Origin of the sequence: Synechococcus sp. A15-127 (assembly GCF_014280215.1) — a bacterium.
Classification (GTDB): domain Bacteria; phylum Cyanobacteriota; class Cyanobacteriia; order PCC-6307; family Cyanobiaceae; genus Parasynechococcus.
The window spans coordinates 1331056-1349401 of the sequence record NZ_CP047948.1; the positions used below are offsets into that span (position 1 = coordinate 1331056).

Annotated in this window: 23 protein-coding genes; 8 read left to right on the top strand and 15 right to left on the bottom strand. The window is 51.3% G+C overall.

The window, feature by feature from the left end; all coding sequences use genetic code 11:
- Window positions 1-65 precede the first annotated feature (65 nt).
- The 4 genes from SynA15127_RS06925 to SynA15127_RS06940 form a co-directional block, all read right to left on the bottom strand.
- Window positions 66-1808, bottom strand: coding sequence for a DUF4041 domain-containing protein (locus SynA15127_RS06925; RefSeq protein ID WP_186483446.1), 1743 nt, complete (start codon window positions 1806-1808; stop codon window positions 66-68).
- A gap of 322 nt (window positions 1809-2130) precedes the next feature.
- Window positions 2131-2559, bottom strand: a complete 429-nt coding sequence (locus SynA15127_RS06930) for a hypothetical protein (protein ID WP_186483447.1) — start codon at window positions 2557-2559, stop codon at window positions 2131-2133.
- Between the two features lie 78 nt (window positions 2560-2637).
- Window positions 2638-3000 carry a hypothetical protein gene (locus SynA15127_RS06935; RefSeq protein WP_186483448.1) on the bottom strand — a complete coding sequence of 121 codons (363 nt, stop codon included), beginning with the start codon at window positions 2998-3000 and terminating at the stop codon, window positions 2638-2640.
- Window positions 2973-3182: a hypothetical protein gene (locus tag SynA15127_RS06940; RefSeq protein WP_186483449.1), complete on the bottom strand. Its 210-nt coding sequence runs from the start codon at window positions 3180-3182 to the stop codon at window positions 2973-2975. Before SynA15127_RS06940 ends, SynA15127_RS06935 begins: the two co-directional genes overlap by 28 nt.
- A 901-nt stretch (window positions 3183-4083) precedes the next feature.
- On the opposite strand from SynA15127_RS06940, the gene SynA15127_RS06945 reads away from it, so the two are divergent.
- Window positions 4084-4293: a hypothetical protein gene (locus tag SynA15127_RS06945; protein ID WP_186483450.1), complete on the top strand. Its 210-nt coding sequence runs from the start codon at window positions 4084-4086 to the stop codon at window positions 4291-4293.
- 119 nt (window positions 4294-4412) lie between these two features.
- Here SynA15127_RS06945 and SynA15127_RS06950 read toward each other — a convergent pair whose 3' ends face one another.
- The 7 genes from SynA15127_RS06950 to SynA15127_RS13540 all read right to left on the bottom strand — a co-directional run bounded on the left by SynA15127_RS06950 (window position 4413) and on the right by SynA15127_RS13540 (window position 6884).
- Complete coding sequence (locus SynA15127_RS06950) at window positions 4413-4844, bottom strand: cupin domain-containing protein (RefSeq protein WP_186483451.1); 432 nt, start codon at window positions 4842-4844, stop codon at window positions 4413-4415.
- 112 nt (window positions 4845-4956) lie between these two features.
- Window positions 4957-5202: a DUF3104 domain-containing protein gene (locus SynA15127_RS06955; protein WP_186485623.1), complete on the bottom strand. Its 246-nt coding sequence runs from the start codon at window positions 5200-5202 to the stop codon at window positions 4957-4959.
- Window positions 5203-5279: 77 nt separating this feature from the next.
- Window positions 5280-5597, bottom strand: coding sequence for a DUF3303 domain-containing protein (locus SynA15127_RS06960; protein WP_186483452.1), 318 nt, complete (start codon window positions 5595-5597; stop codon window positions 5280-5282).
- 132 nt (window positions 5598-5729) lie between these two features.
- Entirely contained in the window at window positions 5730-6014 is a 285-nt protein-coding gene (locus SynA15127_RS06965; RefSeq protein WP_186483453.1) for a hypothetical protein, read from the bottom strand.
- Between the two features lie 128 nt (window positions 6015-6142).
- Window positions 6143-6301 (bottom strand): hypothetical protein, encoded by a 159-nt coding sequence (locus SynA15127_RS06970; protein ID WP_156957075.1) that lies wholly within the window; start codon window positions 6299-6301, stop codon window positions 6143-6145.
- 122 nt (window positions 6302-6423) lie between these two features.
- Complete coding sequence (locus SynA15127_RS06975; protein ID WP_370593969.1) at window positions 6424-6726, bottom strand: TIGR03643 family protein; 303 nt, start codon at window positions 6724-6726, stop codon at window positions 6424-6426.
- Window positions 6727-6761: 35 nt separating this feature from the next.
- Window positions 6762-6884 carry a hypothetical protein gene (locus SynA15127_RS13540; protein WP_255475422.1) on the bottom strand — a complete coding sequence of 41 codons (123 nt, stop codon included), beginning with the start codon at window positions 6882-6884 and terminating at the stop codon, window positions 6762-6764.
- A gap of 428 nt (window positions 6885-7312) precedes the next feature.
- On the opposite strand from SynA15127_RS13540, the gene SynA15127_RS06980 reads away from it, so the two are divergent.
- Complete coding sequence (locus SynA15127_RS06980; RefSeq protein ID WP_186483454.1) at window positions 7313-7645, top strand: hypothetical protein; 333 nt, start codon at window positions 7313-7315, stop codon at window positions 7643-7645.
- Window positions 7646-7855: 210 nt separating this feature from the next.
- Here the strand turns inward: SynA15127_RS06980 and SynA15127_RS06985 are convergent, their stop codons facing one another.
- The gene (locus SynA15127_RS06985; protein ID WP_186483455.1) at window positions 7856-8095 is read right to left on the bottom strand and encodes a hypothetical protein; all 240 of its coding nucleotides are present in this window, start codon (window positions 8093-8095) and stop codon (window positions 7856-7858) included.
- Between the two features lie 65 nt (window positions 8096-8160).
- Between SynA15127_RS06985 and mfd the strand changes: the two genes are divergently transcribed.
- The 5 genes from mfd to SynA15127_RS07010 all read left to right on the top strand — a co-directional run bounded on the left by mfd (window position 8161) and on the right by SynA15127_RS07010 (window position 13841).
- Entirely contained in the window at window positions 8161-11739 is a 3579-nt protein-coding gene (mfd, locus tag SynA15127_RS06990; protein WP_186483456.1) for a transcription-repair coupling factor, read from the top strand.
- Between the two features lie 77 nt (window positions 11740-11816).
- Window positions 11817-11984 (top strand): hypothetical protein, encoded by a 168-nt coding sequence (locus SynA15127_RS06995; protein ID WP_173402116.1) that lies wholly within the window; start codon window positions 11817-11819, stop codon window positions 11982-11984.
- Between the two features lie 103 nt (window positions 11985-12087).
- Complete coding sequence (locus tag SynA15127_RS07000; RefSeq protein ID WP_186483457.1) at window positions 12088-12567, top strand: hypothetical protein; 480 nt, start codon at window positions 12088-12090, stop codon at window positions 12565-12567.
- Window positions 12568-12615: 48 nt separating this feature from the next.
- Complete coding sequence (locus SynA15127_RS07005; RefSeq protein ID WP_186483458.1) at window positions 12616-13071, top strand: hypothetical protein; 456 nt, start codon at window positions 12616-12618, stop codon at window positions 13069-13071.
- A gap of 530 nt (window positions 13072-13601) precedes the next feature.
- Complete coding sequence (locus SynA15127_RS07010; protein WP_186483459.1) at window positions 13602-13841, top strand: hypothetical protein; 240 nt, start codon at window positions 13602-13604, stop codon at window positions 13839-13841.
- A gap of 352 nt (window positions 13842-14193) precedes the next feature.
- On the opposite strand, the gene SynA15127_RS07015 is transcribed toward SynA15127_RS07010, so the two are convergent.
- Both SynA15127_RS07015 and SynA15127_RS07020 read right to left on the bottom strand, forming a co-directional pair.
- The gene (locus tag SynA15127_RS07015; protein WP_186483460.1) at window positions 14194-14418 is read right to left on the bottom strand and encodes a photosystem I reaction center subunit IV; all 225 of its coding nucleotides are present in this window, start codon (window positions 14416-14418) and stop codon (window positions 14194-14196) included.
- A gap of 407 nt (window positions 14419-14825) precedes the next feature.
- A complete protein-coding gene (locus SynA15127_RS07020; RefSeq protein WP_186483461.1) occupies window positions 14826-14987 on the bottom strand; it encodes a hypothetical protein in 162 nt (53 codons plus the stop codon).
- 2238 nt (window positions 14988-17225) lie between these two features.
- Here SynA15127_RS07020 and SynA15127_RS07025 point away from each other — a divergent pair.
- A complete protein-coding gene (locus tag SynA15127_RS07025) occupies window positions 17226-17594 on the top strand; it encodes a hypothetical protein (protein WP_186483462.1) in 369 nt (122 codons plus the stop codon).
- Window positions 17595-17938: 344 nt separating this feature from the next.
- Here SynA15127_RS07025 and SynA15127_RS07030 read toward each other — a convergent pair whose 3' ends face one another.
- Complete coding sequence (locus tag SynA15127_RS07030; RefSeq protein WP_186483463.1) at window positions 17939-18271, bottom strand: hypothetical protein; 333 nt, start codon at window positions 18269-18271, stop codon at window positions 17939-17941.
- Between the last annotated feature and the right edge of the window lie 75 nt (window positions 18272-18346).

Below are 18346 nucleotides of genomic sequence, written 5' to 3' on the forward strand. Positions count from 1 at the left end.
ATGCCATATGTGCTCTCTGCACTCACCATCTATCCCCATCAAAATGTGGCATATTTCCCTACTATCTATTCTGTATCTTTGTGAGCGTCTAAATACTTTTTACGGACCTGGCTATTGCGCCATTGTTCTGCCTTAGCGGCGAGTGTTAATTCCATTGAAGCAGTCAATCCGAGTTCATCTTTCTGTTGCAACAAAACCTGCTGTATCTCAGCAAGAGAAACGTAAAAGAATTCCTTTCTTGAGTTTTCTAAATTTACTCGCCTCTTATCGAAATGTTTATGCAAAGCCTTCTCAAGGACCGGTGCATTGCGCGTGCTTATAAGGGCGTGGACGTCGAATGGAAACGGCACTGAAGCATCGCCAAGCTCATCTACTCTTTCCATTGGATTAAGCCTTCTTGTCATTCCAATCTTGTACATTCCCTCACCAAAACTTCCTATATTAGAAATAATATAGACATGGCCTGCCTTTGTACGCATTGCCTGGGATATGTACTCTTTCCGTTCGATCATATTCTCCAGCTTCCTTTGTAGATCTGCTAGTTTTTCTTCAAGTTTTAATCGCTCCTCCTCTGAAGCTTCTCGTAGATTTTCTTCGGCCTGCATGATGGCATCTGCATACATTACCTCCTGTTCTTGAGCTTCTTTTTCCTGCTTTTCTAAGCGATCTTGAGCAACTTGTTCTTCCCTTATCTGTTGGTTTATCCTTCTCTGCTCTTCCTTGACCTTCTCTTTATACTCGAGCCATTCATATCTCAGGATTAATTCATCCAGCCTATTCGTTAAGTACCTTGAGCTGATTGTGACTTTATAGTCAAGACCGAGCTTATTAATTGCTGCATATGTCTTGTCAATACGTTGCTTTCTGATTTCAAAGTTCCTAAACGTACATGCATTGATTTGTAATTGTACATCAATGTTAAACGCCCTAAGCATAAGATTGACAAGTTTTTGCTGATATTTTCTTCCTTGCTTCAACGCATCACGGTCACCATAGTAATCAGGTTTTTGTAGATTGATGCGTCCCGTTGAGTATGCTGCAGTAAGGGCTTTTTCGCTGTTCATGCCCTTTTTTGTCTCTAATCTCAAGAGGAAATATCTATCATCCTGCCAATTCTTAAGCATTCTTTTTTGATCTCTAATTATCATTCCCAGTCTTTGTTCCCATTGGGAGTCTTTGGAATACGTGTAAGTTCTTTTATAGACTCCAGAGTTTACAAATAGAGCATCATCCTCGAAGACTTTTGCAGAATCCTTAAGATCTTTGATCTCCGTGATCAACGATTTTTTCATTTTCTCGAATTTATCAATTTCTTCTTGACCTGAAATTTTTTTCGCCTTAATAAGTTCCTCGAGTTCACCGATGGACTTAGTCTTAAATAACTCAAATTTTCTCATTTCCTCCTTGTAGTAATCGTCTGTTTTGAGTTTTGATTTATCTTCAATGTCTTTTATCTCGGAAAGCAATATGCCTTTTCTTTTTTCGTATTTATCAACCTCTTTTTGTCCAGTAACCCTCATTTCTTGAACACGGTCCTCTACTTCTTTCATTGATTGAGCCTTGTATAACTCAAGTTCATCAATCTTGCTTGTTATCTCATGATTAATTTTCCGATTTAGCATCTCAGCATTTCTCTTCGCTTCTTGAATTATTTCTTCCGCAGCCTCCCTGCGACTGTCACAATATTGTTCAACGTCATTAATTTTTTTGATCTGAACATCAAGAACGCTTCTCTTCCTTCTATACTTTCCCCCCAAGAAAAGAGTTAAAATCAATGCAGAAAAGCCTGCAATCAATAGTCCTTCCATTTCATTTAGTAATTTATATTTTTATTATATGACGCGCCATGAGTATTTCTTGGATATTAATCACTATTAACTTTTAGACGCCAGTAAAATATCAAGATACCATCACCAAAAGCCTTAGCGTGTAAACGGTGATCGCTTTACTGGATGGTGGCCGTCTACGGCGTCTACACATAACTGGTGATCTGTTGTCCCGAGGGGTGATGGTGATTATTACTCCTTAGGACTTTTCTGATTTACCCCTTGACCCCCTAGACAGTCATAAAAAACTTGCCCGTCGTAATAACGGATTTACGCCAGGCAAACGGTCGCAAGCTGTTTTACGTCAATCCTTCAAGTTGACATCAACGTCGACTTGAGTTGAATCACGATCCTTGCATTGTCTACAAGCTCGCTTCAAGTCCCGCCAAAACCGGTTCGCAGCTCGGGATTCAGCAAAAATAAATTCAGCAAACTCAGGCTCATCCATTCCCTTCTCGAGATATTCAACACCGAAAATAAATTTGAAGTACCACGTGTTTTCGACATTCTGAGTGATGTAGGTGATGTCATCAAAATCCACAGAATGCTTGTCATTTACAGTTATCTTTCCTTTACTGAATGAGACTTTGCAATCATTCCCCTTCTCTCCGCACCATGCGTCATAAGTAGAGCTTTGACTTTTAGTGGTGGCTTCTCCTAGTCCGGCTTTGACGGGCAATCCGGAGATACTGAGAGACGTTGCTGCCATTGCCAAAATCGCGAATTTTTTCATTCATCAACCTTTACTGAAGCCATTATCTTCCACGCCTTTGGCATACGCAGCAACAGTCGCAACACACTTTACGGAAAGTCAGCGCCGCCAGCCGAAACGACCACGTTGTGAGCTGTTGACGCCTAACCCGAGCAGCGCATCAAGCTCGCGACAAGCGCCAACAGTGACAGACGGCTGCTTGTTTTTGACGCCTTCACCAGCAGCGGCCATCAACTGGTGAATGGTCCAGCAGAGCATTTCCTGACGATCAACACCAGTGGCGTGCACGTCTTCGCGGACTTCAGCCCATGCCCGTTTCAGCAGGCGATACGACTGACGACGCGATAACCCCCACTGTTGTGCCGCATGCTCGACACAGGTGCTGTTGGAGCTACCGCTAAGGATCAGACCCTTCAGGGCAGCAACGCGCGTTTTTATTGTCTCGTTGGTTGCTTTGCCCATGGCCAATCGGGTTCAACGAGCAGCAGGTGGTTGGTGATGATTTCGCGCTGGAGAAAGTGCAGCAACGTCATCTGCAACGGGACCAGTTCACACGCTGCGTTGGCGAAGCTGCCGTCATCAAGCATTGCCGCTGTGGTTTCTGCCAATGATGTAGACAGCAGCCGTAGCTCCGAACTGATCATTCACCTAGCAAAGCTGGATGTAGTCATCGATTTCAAATGACGTTCAACACAGGCTTCCATACGGAGGCGGTTGATGATCAGGTCAGCCTGCATCGGGAGCTGACGTTTAGGCACTAAAACGCGTATTTGGAATACATACAGCTTAGCTGTTTTGAGTATTATGAAAACAACCAGTTTCACGGTGGACTGGTGGCTCAGTGCAGCAGATAGGGACCGCCTCGGTGGTCCTTATTTGATAATCAAGCTTACCCGGGCAAGCTTGAAAAAAGCAGACATCGCTGTGCTGGCCTTAGTAGAGCCCCCTTCGGCAGGACTCAGCCTTTGCGCACCTTTATGCGCACACTAATTACCATTTAGCATCAGACCCACTGCAACAACAGGGTTATAAGCAAAAGATATGCTCCTGGAGGAGCAAACGTTGCTAGCAGGTGGTGCAACCTGAATCAGAAGCGTTTCGTCTCAACCCTGCGGGAATGCAACCAGGAGGCTCGGAGCATCATTCAAGGTTTGTTCGGCTGCTTATGACCAACAGGCGCCACATCAACACCAGTGGCGGCTGATCGAGAATCGGAACTCAGAGCATTGCCCCTGTCGTCGGATCTCAGAGGCGAGAATAAAAACAGATTTCCGGCAACCAAACCAGCCGTAACAATGATCGCAGCAGCAACCTCAAGAGCTTGAATCACGCAAAATCAGTTGATTCGTTTCATCCAATCAGTCTACCCGACATTGAAGAGAGTTCAGACGTGTGAAGAAGCGACAGTTTCACAGGACCGAAACCTGCAAGACACAAGCTGAACCTTATGGATCAAGATGCGATGAACGTCCGGAATTGAACCAGCCACATCCGCAGGAATGGCGGACCTTTTGTTGTATCAAAAGAGTGAACATCATGGTCATAATGACATCCGTGCAGTTGCTCGCAACATTCTCAACCAAATCACAAGATCTGCGCGAACAAGCCGATCAATCAAGATCAAGAAAGATCATGAAATTCCTGATCTGTGGGCAACAATCAATCCATCTCACGGCACAAAATATCAAGCTTCGTTCATTTCAACCCACTGGGAATTTGCTTGACCACCATGGCATTCGGCATGTTCATCAGTGATGGCGTGGATCAAGCATTGGCAAGCATGCCTGGGCAGACAGACGCAAGCAATACCATCAGGAGCCAGCCAGCAACAACGCCTTGCACCGAGTGCAAACCCTCAACACTTGGAATCGACTTCAATTGATTTTTACTAGATTAGGCAATCCTTCCACGGAGGCGAACGTAACCATCAAAACAGCGGGAATGGAACCTTTGTTGACCACATAGTGCGGCTCATCGGGAGACCCTTCAAGAAAACCCTGCCCGGCCACAATCAGATCAACAACTTCAGCACCATCAACAAGGCGAATATTATGTAGTGCGCCTTCCTGTACAAAGGCAACAACAGGGGACGGATGCGTATGAAGAGGAATGGTTGAACCGGGAGCGAGAGTCACTTTGTAAACCCTCATCTCCGGCGTTCCTTCTGGATAGACGACGGATCTACCGCCCAGCGTCTGATTCGATTTGAACAATTCTTCGATGACGGGCTTTGGTGATGCCAAAGCTGCAGCATTAAAAAAAAGAAACACCGACGCTGCAGCGAGACCGATTGATTTGGCGACCATAGCAATTCCGTAGCTGGGGTAATTACTGATGATGGTACTCCAAAAATCTTGAAGATGTTCAGACCTGCCGACACATCAGCGACGTCGACCTGAACGGCATCAATCCAAGCGATTAACCACCCGGGACAATATGCGTCACCAGATCTGCACAGACCCATCTCAGCGTTCCGCTATCGACATCAACAACATGGAACAGACTTGGAACATCAGGCTCCCGAGCTGAACAGGACACATGAAGCACATCTGCCATCCACCAATCGTCGCCTTCCGGATCACCACAGATCACCGTCATCCCGGCGGTGACACTGAGAAAGACGGGTGGCAGACCAGCGGACCTGCAGGCAACAGGGACAACCATCACTCGACCCTTAAGTACGCCTGTACTAGCCGCGCGAGGTGGTTGTGTCAAGCAGTGCCCTCCGGTTCAGACAGAGATCAGACAACGGCAGCGGCAGCTTCCACCGCCGGCCACATGCTTGCGAATTCCCGATCGGTCACCACGGCATTGACCTCGAACTGAATGCCATAGCCCTTGATCCAGGGACCGAGATGCGCCCAGACCTTGCCGATGTCAGTGGCCTGCGCAATGGCCACACCGCTTCCACTGATCGGCTCACAGACGCGGTACTGCAGAGCGAAACCGTCGAACTGATCACCGGGACATCCCCCATTGATGTAGTCAGCGAACCCAGGGCATGACTGCCAGGATCCCTCAACTGTCGGGAAGCTCCAGACAATCAGGTAATGCTGCATGATTTTTTTGATTCTTACTGCTGGTTAGCAAGAGCTGGAACCAGCGGAAGCTTCTTGAAGCAATCAACACCGAAGCGACAGGACAAATCGGCAGCATGATCAAAGGGATCAGACAACCATCGCTCTCATGCGTTAATCGAAGACTGGCCCCTCGCTCGGATCAAGCGTGTTGGTGATGGTCTTGCTGCACAGGAAACTGTCGGACAGCGGCTGTCCGCAGTCTTCGTTGCCCGGCTCGCGAACGTTCACCATCAGCACATAAAGCGATCCCCGGAAACGGCGATCAACCGAGAAATCGACCGCACTGCTGGTCGTCGGGGTTGACACACTGGTCGTGTGGCTGGGGCTGACGAAGGTCCGTCGCGTGATCGCCGTCTGTGTCTGGGATCTGGCAGCGGGACCCGCAGCCAGGATCAACAAAGCAGAAACAGCGAGAGAAGCTGGGAGAATGGCCATATTTCAAGTTATCCCAACTCGGTTGCAAAAATCCAGTGACAGTCGTTACCGGCCCTGAAGGAACATCACCGGATGGCTGCCTGAAGCTCTCAGCTGGTACGCCGATGGCTGCCGAGCTCCGACAAAGCCAGATCAGACTGGGCAAGAACGCGCATCAGCAGGTCCTCCAACCTGCCGAGCCGGCTCCAGCTCGGGGTGCCGAGGGCGGAATCGGGAAGGTCCGCCTTCATCTCAGAAAGTATCGCCATCGTTTCAGCGGCCGTTCTTGAGAGATCCTGCATCATCAAAACCCCATATGCCGCAGTCAAGCCAATGCGCTAAGGCTGTCAATCAGCAGAATCGCTCTCTGCAGGGAAGCCAGCCGGCAGGTTCAGCGATGGCACGCCGCTCGGAAACGTTGAGATCCGGATGTGAAACCATGCTTCGTCTTCCGCCCTGTCACACGCTTGCGCCACATCCGGAATGATGATGGTTTTAGTTCCGTTCTCATCAACGCAATCACCTCTGGCTCAGTCACTCCGTACTGGGCGTGTATCGCATCAAAAGTTGTGCGGTCCTCCCAGGCCATTTCGATGATCCTGTCAATCTCATCAGGCTGAAAACCGCGCATCGAACCTGCAGCTGGTGTGAAGATGGTATCCAGATCCAGCGAGAACCCGAGGATCCGGACCATCACAACATCACCGAAATGATCCTTGAGGCTGATGTTCAGAGAAAATCAAACTCCTCTTCGACTTCATCATCCTCGAGGGATTGCAGCCAAAGCGCCGAGATGGGAAAAACGAGACAGCCAGCCAGAATCAATTCCATGGATGCCGGAGCGGTTGACATCACCATGCAGGCACAGACTGCGCGCTTCTGTATCTGTGATTTCCAGAACTTCAGAAAAGCGTCGCAATGGATGCTTCCCAAATGATTTAGGCATTTGAACTCAAGCGAGACATTTCGCCTCAACGACTACATCTCCGTTCCGCCGGATGCCGGAGGTTGATTGGGTTACAACCTTTTCCGATGGAAGTTCTCGCCGTTGTCGTCATCGTTGCCATCTCCGGTGGATTCGCTGCTGCACTGACGCCGGGTCAATCCTGATCATGTACACGTTGACTGTGATCATCATCACAATCGGATTCCTTGGCCTGTTCAGACCGATTATTTCGATGCTCTGATCAGGTTCTGTCACCAGTACTCCTGGCTGAAGAACGTTGAGTGGCTGAGATCGCCCGGCGGCTTCAGACTTCCGGTTCACTCAGGCATCAGCCATGAACCCCGGTTCAGACGACACAAAGCAGGCTCTTCGTCTGCTGCTCACCACGATTGCGGGGCCGAACTATGCCGGTGCCCTTGAAGATGGAAATCTCACTCAGCAGATCGATCGCTGCATTGGGTGGGTCAGAGCAGAAGCGTCAGAAGCTGTTTCGCTAATCGAATCCTGTGTGCCCCATGGAAAACCGATGCTGGCTCAGGCCCAGAAGCGACTTGAGAACCTGGAAGCCATCAGAACATTGGAACAAGTAACAACCGCCCATTTCAGAGCAACTGAGTCTGGTTCAACAACCTCAGCTGCAGACCCATCCGGGAACAATGGCCAATAAAAATCCGGCTTCAGCAGATTGCCAAGGCCGGATGATCTTCCCTGAAAGCTGAAAAGCACCTCTGCCTTTCACAATCAGTGTCGTCAAGGCTGTCTGCGGCGATATGAGAGCTCGATGAAGACTGTCCACAACAAGGGTGAGTGTCTGACCCCCAGGGTTAACTAAACCCCCAAACGCAACAGCATCAGGCTGCCGCTGAGGACCTTGGCTTCACACCAAGCGGTCCTTGTGTTCCGGTTGCACCGGAGCGGAAGGATTGAACAACATCGGCACTGACGACAACACCAGAACGCTGCCGACTGACAACAGGATCAGCAGGGGAAGCGGTCGCACAAGCGGTTGGCGCTCAAGCGGAGTGCGGCAACGGGTGCAGATCGGTGTGGCTCCCTTCGGCGGATGAAGCACGAGGGCCGGACCGCAGCAGCAGGAGGGACAGCGGTAGCGCGGCATCGACCGTCGGTCGCAGCTGGGCGCACCATATTGCGAAGATCGTCTGTTGCTGCACTCAGCCACCCATGCCCCTCAGTTCTCTGGTGCGTCAGCTGCAGGAGGCAGCGCTCACCGGGGAACTGCTGGAGCGCAGCCGGCGTCCTGATCGTCTGCTCATGCGCGGTGCCGGGCGTGGTTGCCGGGCACTGGTGGCCAGCGCCATGGCCCAGCGCGACAAACGACCGCTGCTGGTGCTGGTGCCAACTCTGGAGGAGGCGGGCCGCTGGACTGCGCTGCTGGAGTTGATGGGATGGAGCACAACCCATCTGTATCCAACCAGCGAGGGCTCCCCTTACGAACCCTTCGATCCCACCAGTGAGATCGTGTGGGGACAGCTTCAGGTTCTCAGCGATCTGATCGCAGCGCCAAGCCAGGCCAACCGGGCGATCGTGGCGACGGAACGCTGCCTACAGCCGCATCTGCCACCTGCGAAGGCCCTCTCAGAGCGTTGCCGGATCCTGCGGAGGGGAGATCAGGTGAATCTCGAGGACCTGGGGGAGACCCTCGCCAGGCTTGGCTACGAACGCGTCTCCTCGATCGACCAGGAAGGGACCTGGAGCCGAAGGGGCGACATCGTTGATGTGTTTCCCGTCAGCAGCGAGCTGCCTGTGCGCCTGGAGTTCTTCGGGGAGGAGCTCGACAAGCTCAGAGAGTTCGACCCCGCCAGCCAGCGCTCCCTTGATCCGATCGATCAGCTGCAGCTGACACCCACCGGTTTCAGCCCTCTGATCGCCGACGCTCTGCGCGAACGGATGCCCGAGGGTCTGGATCGTCTGCTTCAGGAGCAGGAGGTTGACCTGTTGCTGGATGGGGGCACACCGGAGGGGATGCGACGCCTGATGGGGCTCGCCTGGCAGGAACCGGCATCGCTGCTCGACTATCTCGGCGAGGACTGCTTTGTCGTCATCGACGAACGCCGTCACGGTCTCGCCCACGGACAGCAATGGCTCGACCATGCCCGTGAACATCACGACGAGATGGCCGCGGAACGGGGCCTGAACGATGGGGATCGGGACCGTTTCTGGCCGGGTCTGCTGCACCGGGATATCGAAGAGGCTTTCGGCGCGGCGGAGGGCTTCAAAGGCTTCGATCTGGCGGAACTGCTGGAGGAGGACGCCCATGCGAACAGCTTCGATCTCGCCAGCCGCCCCGTCCCGGCCTATCCGAACCAGTTCGGCAAGCTCGGAGAACTGATCAAGGGATTTCAGAAGGAGCGGATCGCCACCTGGCTGGTCTCCGCCCAGCCCAGTCGGGCCGTGGCCCTGCTCGAGGAACACGACTGCATCAGCCGGTTCGTCTCCAACAGTGCCGATGCCGCGGCAATCATGCGCCTGATCGAGCAGAACACTCCGGTGGCTCTGAAGGCACGCGGCAATGCCGAGCTGGAGGGCCTGCAACTGCCGGCTTGGCGGATTGCGCTGGTCACCGACCGGGAGTTTTTCGGGCAGCAGACGCTCACCTCCAGCGGCTATGTACGGCGGCGGCGCAAAGCCGCCAGTCGCACGGTGGATCCGAACAAGATGCGGCCGGGAGATTTCGTGGTGCACCGCAACCACGGGGTCGGACGCTTCAAGGCGATGGAGAAGCTCGCCATCAGCGGGGATGTCCGCGACTACCTCGTGGTGCAGTACGCCGATGGTCTGCTGCGGGTGGCCGCCGATCAGCTGGGCAGCCTCGGCCGGTATCGGGCCACCAATGAAAAAGCTCCGGAGCTGAACCGCATGGGAGGCACCGCCTGGACCAAGGCGAAGGAGCGGGCCAGGAAGGCCGTGCGCAAGGTGGCGATGGACCTGGTGAAGCTCTACGCCGAGCGGCACAAGGCGAACGGCTTCGCCTACCCCACGGATGGGCCATGGCAGAGCGAGCTCGAGGAATCCTTCCCCTACGAACCCACCCCGGACCAGCTGAAGGCAACCGCCGATGTGAAACGCGACATGGAAAAACCGGAGCCGATGGATCGACTCGTGTGCGGTGATGTTGGATTCGGCAAGACGGAGGTGGCGATCCGGGCGATCTTCAAGGCGATCACCGCAGGACGCCAGGTGGCGATGCTCGCCCCCACAACCGTTCTGGCCCAGCAGCACTGGCGCACCCTTTCGGAACGGTTCGCTCCGTATCCGATCAAGGTCTCACTGCTGAACAGATTCCGCACGGCCTCGGAGCGGAAGACCATTCTTGAAGGCCTCAAGCAGGGCACGATCGATGCAGTGGTCGGGACTCACCAGCTGCTCAACAAGGGGGCGGCATTCGACAAGCTCGGGCTGCTGGTGGTGGACGAAGAACAGCGCTTCGGCGTCAATCAGAAGGAGAAGATCAAGGTTCTGCGCAAGGACGTCGACGTTCTGACCCTGTCGGCAACACCGATTCCGCGAACGCTCTACATGAGCCTGTCGGGAGTGCGCGAAATGAGTCTGATCACCACACCGCCGCCGCTGCGCCGACCGATCAAGACGCATCTGGCCGCCCTCGATCCCGAAGCGGTGCGCAGCGCCATCCGCCAGGAGCTCGATCGCGGCGGCCAGGTCTTCTACGTGGTGCCGCGGGTGGAAGGAATCGAGGACGTGGCCGCAGGCTTAAGGACCATGCTTCCAGGCCTGAAGCTGCTGGTGGCCCACGGTCAGATGGCGGAGGGCGAACTGGAAAGCGCCATGGTGGCCTTCAACGCCGGTGAAGCAGATGTGATGCTCTGCACCACGATCGTGGAGAGCGGTCTGGACATCCCCCGGGTCAACACGATCCTGATCGAGGACGCCCAACGCTTCGGACTGTCGCAGCTCTACCAACTGCGAGGGCGGGTGGGACGCAGCGGTATCCAGGCCCACGCCTGGCTGTTCTATCCCGGCAATGCCTCCCTGAGTGACACCGCCCGGCAGCGGCTCAGGGCGATTCAGGAGTTCGCGCAGCTGGGGAGCGGCTATCAGCTGGCGATGCGGGATATGGAGATCCGCGGCGTGGGCAATCTGCTCGGCGTGGAGCAGAGCGGCCAGATGGAGACGATCGGCTTTGACCTCTATATGGAGATGCTGCAGGAGTCCCTCGCCGAAATCCAGGGGCAGGACATTCCTTCGGTGGACGACACCCAGGTGGATCTGCCCGTGACCGCATTCGTACCAGCGGAATGGATCACCGATGCGGACGAGAAAATCGCGGCCTACCGCGCTGCCGCTGACTGCGAAAGCTCAGAGGCTCTGGTGGAGCTCGCAGCCGGTTGGGCCGATCGGTACGGAGCACTTCCCGCCGCCGTGCAGTCCCTGCTGCAGTTGATGGAGATGAAGCTTCTGGCCAAGCGTTGCGGCTTCTCCAGGATCAAACCGGAGAAACCGAACATCGTTCTGGAAACACCCATGGAGGAACCCGCCTTCCGTCTGCTGCGCCAGGGACTTCCCCAGCACCTGCATGGCCGGCTGGTGTACCAGGCCGGCAAGGGCATCCTCCACAAGGTGATGGCAAGGGGCCTCGGGGTTCTGCCGATGGAGAAACAGCTGGAGCAGCTGATGGAGTGGCTGAGACTGATGGCCGCTCAGATTCCGGATGCAGAGGGGGTCAGCAGCGCTGAGCGGGAGGCAGCTGAGCGCGAACGCAACGCGTCAGTGCTGCGCGTGTGACGGCGTAGTCGCATTTCTGAGAAAAACTCCACAGACCCGCAATTCTTCGTTACATTGCTCGAAACGCTGGATCTCCGATGGGTGAAGTGATCGAACTCAGTTCAGCGGGCGGTTCCATCGGAGCGGTCAGCGGCGTTTTCTGTGTTGCGGCGCTTGGCTTGTTTGCTTTGTTTCAGACCGGCCCGAGTGACGATGACGACTCCAATGGCGGTGGCGGTGGCGGCCTGATGCAGCCGATTTCCTGAGCTCCGCTGAATCCGGGTCGTATCTGGTCGCACCTTGTCAACACTTCTGAGATGAATGGGACGGTGTCCTCCTCCAGCGTGAGGACGTCCCTTTCGGATCTTGATGAGCAACGTTCCGGTCCGATGTCTGCTCAGTTTCAGCCTGTTCTGTGTTGCAGCAGCAGTCCCTGTCCAGGCCAGATCCTGGGCTGACGTTGATGCGCTGCGCTGGCGTCTAGAGCGCAATGGCGTCCGTGTGTCCCAGACGGATTGCCAGCGTGGATTGCAGGGGGCGTACGACTCCAGGCGCAACAGGCTTGTGGTCTGCCGTGCCCATCGGAGCCCTGGACAGGTCTGGAACACGCTGGCGCACGAGGCGGCCCATCGCATGCAGGACTGCGCCGGTGGTCCCATCTCCAAACCGGAATACACCCAAACCATGCTGAGCACGCTCCGGCGCTATTCACCGGAGGATGTCGCCGCACTGCGCGCCTACCCAAGGCGGAAACAGCGCAGCGAAATCGAGGCTCGCTACACGGCGCAACTTGCTCCGCAACAGGTGATGAGGCTGTTCGACCGCTACTGCGGCGCTCGTTCGGCATGAATCAGATCTGACGACTCTCCGTCCCTCACACCCACATCCTCACGACCAATGGAATCCCTCTTCATGCAGCTCGCGATGGCTGCCATGAGCCAATTCGGTGGCGGTCGATCCGTCCCGGTGTCAGGTGGAATGCCCATGCCGATGCCAATGAGGCCCTTGGCTCCCTACAGCAGCCCAGCACCTGTCTCCAATGGCTGGCAGCCGTCGATGCAGGCCAGCGTGCTGGCCTGCACGACGTGCCTGTTGCGCAGCGGCCGGATCAGCCGTGATCAGTCCATCAACCTGCTGGATCGGCAGGGTGCGACTTGGGGCTGGACCAGGGGCTGGGGTCGGTCGGTACCGATCTATGTGGTGGATCGCACCATCGATTCAGCCGGAGGTTGCCGGGCATTGCTCAATGGCAACTCACCCGGGAGAGATTGGCAGGGGGCTCCGATCCAGGTGGCAGATGGTGATCCAGGCCGAAGTCAGAGGGAAGGTTTCGGCCTCTATCCCTACCGCTGAGGTGCAACGTTGCTCACGTAAGCACAAAAAAAATGAAAGATGACGCAGCGCGGAAGATGGAATCGTTTCAATGCCCTCACATCAAGTCGAGATCCCAAATGGCGGCAATCAACGTGCCGATCAGTGTCACAACCCAGACCTCCCGTGAAAGCCTGTAAGGCGAATCAGGTCTTCTTCGCTTGTTGCCAGCTGTATAAGCGAAGATAAAACAAGTGTTGTAGATGCTTAGAAAAAAGAAGAAATATAGGATCCGATCTGGCAAAGGATCAACTTCACATTAACCGCACCTTAATGGGTACTTTAGCTTCGTCTGAAGCGGTTTATACAGTTATCTCCTCAGCTCAGGCGGCACACCCATGGCCGCCGAAGGTCAAGATAAGAATCCAGCTAATACACGACTCGCAAGCTGAATCCCAACGAAGTCCGTAGCAACAGCTACAAAAGGGTGGAAATAGGCATAACAATCATCATGAAGAAAACTTCACGAATCCGAATGATTTACATAACTTTGCTGGAGTTCGCAGCAAGAAATGTTTTACTTCGGTTTTCTTGCTCACTCCAGCGGATCAGCCACGCAGCTGTTTTCAAGCGAGACGTTTGAAGAAGCGATTGCATTGTTTTTTACCCATTGCATCAAAAACACCTACACATCGAATGACGCCCATCTCAGACTGATCAAATGGACATCAAGACGTTTTCCTGAAATGAACTGCTTTGACCGAGAGCTGGTCATTTGTGGATTCAATCTGCAGGAAGAGAACTATGGCTGACTCCGTACGGCGGTTCACCTCGATGACGAGGAATGGATTCAGTATGGCCTGACTGGACGTCCTGACCGGTTTTGGAAGGAATCCGATGGGATTGCCTGATTCGGAATGTGGTTGCTCATAATCCCACTGGAAGGTCTTCGTGAAGGTGGACTTCCGAACGGGGCTCTGTGAGGTCGTCGGTGCTGGACACACCGTCGGCTGAGAGCCCTCATGCAGGAGCCTATGCAAACAGAGATTTCAGTGAGCGTGAACGTCATGCCTCACGTCGTTGCATGTGTGATTGGCTCCTCTTCATGACATGAGAGAGCTTGGAGTACAGATGCAACCATGGTTCAGAGCATGTCACGAACGATCAGCTCATCACCAACTCAAGTTCTTGCTCGCTGAAATTGTTGGTGGTATTACCACCGTCAACGCCCTGAAGGCCGTAATAATTGCATTTATCAAATCGAACAGTGATTGGGTAGCGTGATTGTGTAGGCTCTTTTTCTCGCGAAGCGACAACTCCTACCTCGTTATACCAGTAGGAATACTTACGTTTGATGCGAACTTTTGAGCCTTTTACAATGGCTGCCATTTTGCTAATCAATTTTCCCGATTCTGAACAATGCCTTGAGGCAACTCAGTCAGAAATGATAAAAATGCCAGTATCAGATGAGTGCCGAACCTACGGACAGTCGAGGCAGGGAAGAAGCTTGTCAGGGCTCAGGCTGCGATGCAGGACAGAAAACCTGATCCGGATCACTTTTTGCAACGGCGCTACCAGGAACAAATTCCGTCAACGTGCACAGCCATAACGATCAACGAAGCCAATACCTCTAGGTATTCGGTATTCATTACATGCATACCATGTGCATGCGAGAATTCAATAACTAATCAGTACAATGAGTTGCTAATAGATGAAGCTGATGAAGCGTGAAGGGGATCAAAGCGACTTAAATGCACGGCACGCAAGTGGAGGCCAACACAACAGCCGATGCAGCGTCAGGCACGGACCCAGCCATAGAAGCCTTGGAGACGAAGCTCAAGACATTCCTGCAGCGGTGATTCACCAGTGTGCTGACCCAGGACTTGCTGCGTAGGGAGAACGGATAAAACAAGAAATCCTGCAGGCATCTTTGCGCCAATCGTGAACAGAATGGCCATTCAACTCAAACGATCCAACAAGAATCGAAAGAAATGAAACACATAGGGGGCAGTACCGTCTGACGGTACCTTGAAGCTGACGCGAAAAGAGGGGGCGATAGAAGTAAGCAATTGCGTTGCAGGGAAATCCGCTTAGTCGACTCAGACCAATCCATCGCGCAGGTTACTCATACAATAAGAATGACTGCAAAAACGTATATCGTGTAGACGGAATAAAGCAACAAATTAGCAGAATAATGACAGAAGCTAGTTGCAGAAAATGATGACAACGGTGGGGACTGCAATCCCAAGAAAAAGACCAAGCAAGTTATATGGAAGTCACAATGATTGCAACGATCGAGACAAGGCCAAATCTTGCGCTAAACCTATCTGTCATTACGTTGACTGAAGCACGATATGGGATATGGCGAAGAGCCCTACGCCTGAAGGTTCCAAAACATTGATCACAGTCAGTTCAAGCCAATATAGGGCTGGCTGATTTTGACAAAGCTGGAATGGCAATATCACATCTGTGCGTATCACTACGGATACACAAAAGTGCAATCGCTGTCAGATTAATCAACAGATTCAAGAATAATAGAAATACAAAACGGCCTAGGCTCCTGAAGATATATCATCAAAATATTGCAAGAGCTTGTCGATCTTATTGACAGTCAATTTCAAGACAACGAAATACAGCCAACAGTTCAATCGACACAAAACACCGCCTTGAAGGGATCAAACTATACATTAATGGATGAAGAAAGACAGACAGCTTGACAGCAAACCTGTACAAAACGAGCAGTAACATGATCTACAGTTTATGCAATGACTTTTGTGACTATGCACCAAGAAGATAGCAATAAGACTGGCTCAGGAGATAGCTTTCAGTTCAAAGACAAAAGCATGCCTGTAGCAGTTGAAATTAAGAGATGGGTATTATCAAGAATGTTTCTATTGGATCAACAGGATAGAACAGAAGACTCTGTGGCATTAAAAAATGAGTTTCAGATCTAATCATATGGTAGGTATGCATTCGCATTGTCGAACTAATATTGGGCTACCGATACGGATGCCATGAGTGCTGAAAGCGATAATAAGCCAGACCATTCGCCTAACTTAATGGCTAAGTTCCTTTCTCACGCGAAAGGTGATTTGAATCAATGGTGGAGATGGCGGATTAAGTTCCTATTGGACGATAATCTTGTGGCTGAAGCAAGGAGCCTGCTGAAAGAGTTTGAGAATACATCCAACTAATAATATCAGCCATGAGAGAAATACCCCAAACCAATGTTCATCCATCGCATTTCAAAAGGTATGCAAAAGAAAAACGTTGTTCCCCACCACCCAAGGAGACTTTACGCAACAACTATCAGCGCTATGGAAAAATCTGTTTATATTCTTCAATGGTCATATCATTCAGCAAAATAGTCATAGGTCCATGAAAAGACGAAGTCATTGACAAGCAAATATCTAAGCGATAATCACTGAGAATGTGAAACTGTTATGTGCAACGACGACAAGTTTGGTCACATCATTGTCAGAACAAACTTTATGCCGATAGAAGCCAATACTCAGAAAGACGACTATTGGTGACGTCGCTCTGGCTCATCCAAAAAGGGACGAGCCAGTGTCGTTTCGACGTACGACGCCCGATGGTCCTAGAAACCATCGGATAGAAGGTTCAAAAGGAAAGCCCCTCCAAACCCAAAGTGGCCGAGCACCGGAAGCGAAACCGCTTCAATGATCGTGAAACACTACTCAGATATTACGTAAACAGAGTCGCAATCGTTCGTAGCACCATTAATCCAAGCAAATCTACGATTGGAGAAAGTGACCAAAACTGCTGCAGATACGGAAAATGCATAAATAGTCTGACAACTCATGCAAGGAATCAATCAGTGACCACAGAGATAGAATACAATCTTATGCTGACTGCAGTAAAAATAAAGTACAAGTAGATGCCATCATCGCAAGAGAAACGTAAGTTTGGGTCAACAGTAGCTACACTTGTGAATGCTGACACTAGAAAACAACAGCCGACTAACTGATCTAAAAGCCATTACATCTAATATGCAAACGTAGCTGAACATCATTTAAAAACATAACAGTGCAAAGCCAAATTCAATGCATGTGTCGAATATCACAAAAAACAGGCATAGATTACAAGCAATATCTAAGCATATAATAGGTTGATAACGAGAATATGATACGAGAGCAACGTGCAAGGCTTATTAGGCTAATAATTTAATGCCTCATATGGAGATTTTATTTGCAACTGTTGGCATCACAGCCATTATTTGGATATCAATCGGCATCATGGTTCATGCAGCCTGGGTTCTAAAGATATTTAGAAGCGAATCCACGTTGATTACCAGTCAACAATTAATGGCGGAAAAACATCGCTCTTTAGCTTTTCCAATCCCGGAGAGTCTATCTTCAAAGAATTTGTTTGTCTTTGGATATTGGGGAGATAGAGATTATGACGATCAGGTTGAAGTATTATCGCCAGCCGCTAAAAGTCCAGTGATTTTTAGATATGCCAATTTAGCCCTAGTAGTCTGTACCTCGACTTTTGTCCTCATTATCTTTGGCAGAGCACTATTTAGTAGTCTCAAGCTGATATAATCCTTCAGCTTGAAAGCGATCAGTCAGTCCCTGGTCGATAGTGTGGGCAAGATGCCATTATCCAGGTTGAACGGTATGAACTTATCAACAAGCTGTGCATTTGATGTGGAATAGGAATGTTATATCAATACGTTGAAGGTGAAGGGGATGGCATTACTGGTATGCACTAGGGTCAACTTAAACCACACTTACAATGAACAATATTTACACCAGGCTATTTATTCAACAACAAACCGCTTCACCAAGAATATATTACCATTTAGTAAATCAGAATTATTGACAGGGGAGTCACCAGTCTGCCCGACGTGTCATTACTTTGCCTTTGAAAATTGTTTTTTTGAAATTCAATCAGACTCATCAGAAAGTTTGTTAGTCTTGGCTGAGCCACCCAATTCCTTAACCCCAGATTTTTTGACGTTGGTATCTTTATCGCCAACAACCTCTGATTCTGACTTCTGTTTAACTTCTTTCTTTTTCGGAGGGGATTTTGGTTGCTTAGCTTTTAGCTTTGAGGCATCTAGATTACGTTCCCCCCATGCTTTATATGATAGAAACACTAATCCACCTAGCGTTGGTATTGAGCCAATTCCACCAACAGCGATTTCAAAATTACTTAATGCCATAGCACTTGCGAAACCAATGTACTTAAAAACATGCGCCCCAAAAGCATGAAGCATTTGATACTGATAGAGTTACATTCTTATACCCTACCATTGTATCTATTGTTGTTCTTTTTTATTCATGCTATTCGC

Coding starts and splice junctions, on each gene's coding strand:
- SynA15127_RS07030 (WP_186483463.1), bottom strand. CDS start 18,271: ATGCTTCATGCTTTTGGGGCGCATGTTTTTAAGTACATTGGTTTCGCA.
- SynA15127_RS06950 (WP_186483451.1), bottom strand. CDS start 4,844: ATGGTCGCCAAATCAATCGGTCTCGCTGCAGCGTCGGTGTTTCTTTTT.
- SynA15127_RS07020 (WP_186483461.1), bottom strand. CDS start 14,987: ATGGCCATTCTGTTCACGATTGGCGCAAAGATGCCTGCAGGATTTCTT.
- SynA15127_RS06945 (WP_186483450.1), top strand. CDS start 4,084: ATGACATCCGTGCAGTTGCTCGCAACATTCTCAACCAAATCACAAGAT.
- SynA15127_RS06935 (WP_186483448.1), bottom strand. CDS start 3,000: ATGGGCAAAGCAACCAACGAGACAATAAAAACGCGCGTTGCTGCCCTG.
- SynA15127_RS13540 (WP_255475422.1), bottom strand. CDS start 6,884: ATGTCAACCGCTCCGGCATCCATGGAATTGATTCTGGCTGGCTGTCTC.
- SynA15127_RS07005 (WP_186483458.1), top strand. CDS start 12,616: ATGGAATCCCTCTTCATGCAGCTCGCGATGGCTGCCATGAGCCAATTC.
- SynA15127_RS06940 (WP_186483449.1), bottom strand. CDS start 3,182: ATGATCAGTTCGGAGCTACGGCTGCTGTCTACATCATTGGCAGAAACC.
- SynA15127_RS06925 (WP_186483446.1), bottom strand. CDS start 1,808: ATGGAAGGACTATTGATTGCAGGCTTTTCTGCATTGATTTTAACTCTT.
- SynA15127_RS07025 (WP_186483462.1), top strand. CDS start 17,226: ATGGAGATTTTATTTGCAACTGTTGGCATCACAGCCATTATTTGGATA.
- SynA15127_RS06985 (WP_186483455.1), bottom strand. CDS start 8,095: ATGCCGCGCTACCGCTGTCCCTCCTGCTGCTGCGGTCCGGCCCTCGTG.
- SynA15127_RS06995 (WP_173402116.1), top strand. CDS start 11,817: ATGGGTGAAGTGATCGAACTCAGTTCAGCGGGCGGTTCCATCGGAGCG.
- SynA15127_RS06975 (WP_370593969.1), bottom strand. CDS start 6,726: ATGGTCCGGATCCTCGGGTTCTCGCTGGATCTGGATACCATCTTCACA.
- SynA15127_RS07015 (WP_186483460.1), bottom strand. CDS start 14,418: ATGGCAGCCATTGTAAAAGGCTCAAAAGTTCGCATCAAACGTAAGTAT.
- SynA15127_RS06970 (WP_156957075.1), bottom strand. CDS start 6,301: ATGGCGATACTTTCTGAGATGAAGGCGGACCTTCCCGATTCCGCCCTC.
- SynA15127_RS06930 (WP_186483447.1), bottom strand. CDS start 2,559: ATGAAAAAATTCGCGATTTTGGCAATGGCAGCAACGTCTCTCAGTATC.
- SynA15127_RS07000 (WP_186483457.1), top strand. CDS start 12,088: ATGAGCAACGTTCCGGTCCGATGTCTGCTCAGTTTCAGCCTGTTCTGT.
- SynA15127_RS07010 (WP_186483459.1), top strand. CDS start 13,602: ATGTTTTACTTCGGTTTTCTTGCTCACTCCAGCGGATCAGCCACGCAG.
- SynA15127_RS06960 (WP_186483452.1), bottom strand. CDS start 5,597: ATGCAGCATTACCTGATTGTCTGGAGCTTCCCGACAGTTGAGGGATCC.
- SynA15127_RS06955 (WP_186485623.1), bottom strand. CDS start 5,202: ATGGTTGTCCCTGTTGCCTGCAGGTCCGCTGGTCTGCCACCCGTCTTT.
- mfd (WP_186483456.1), top strand. CDS start 8,161: ATGCCCCTCAGTTCTCTGGTGCGTCAGCTGCAGGAGGCAGCGCTCACC.
- SynA15127_RS06980 (WP_186483454.1), top strand. CDS start 7,313: ATGAACCCCGGTTCAGACGACACAAAGCAGGCTCTTCGTCTGCTGCTC.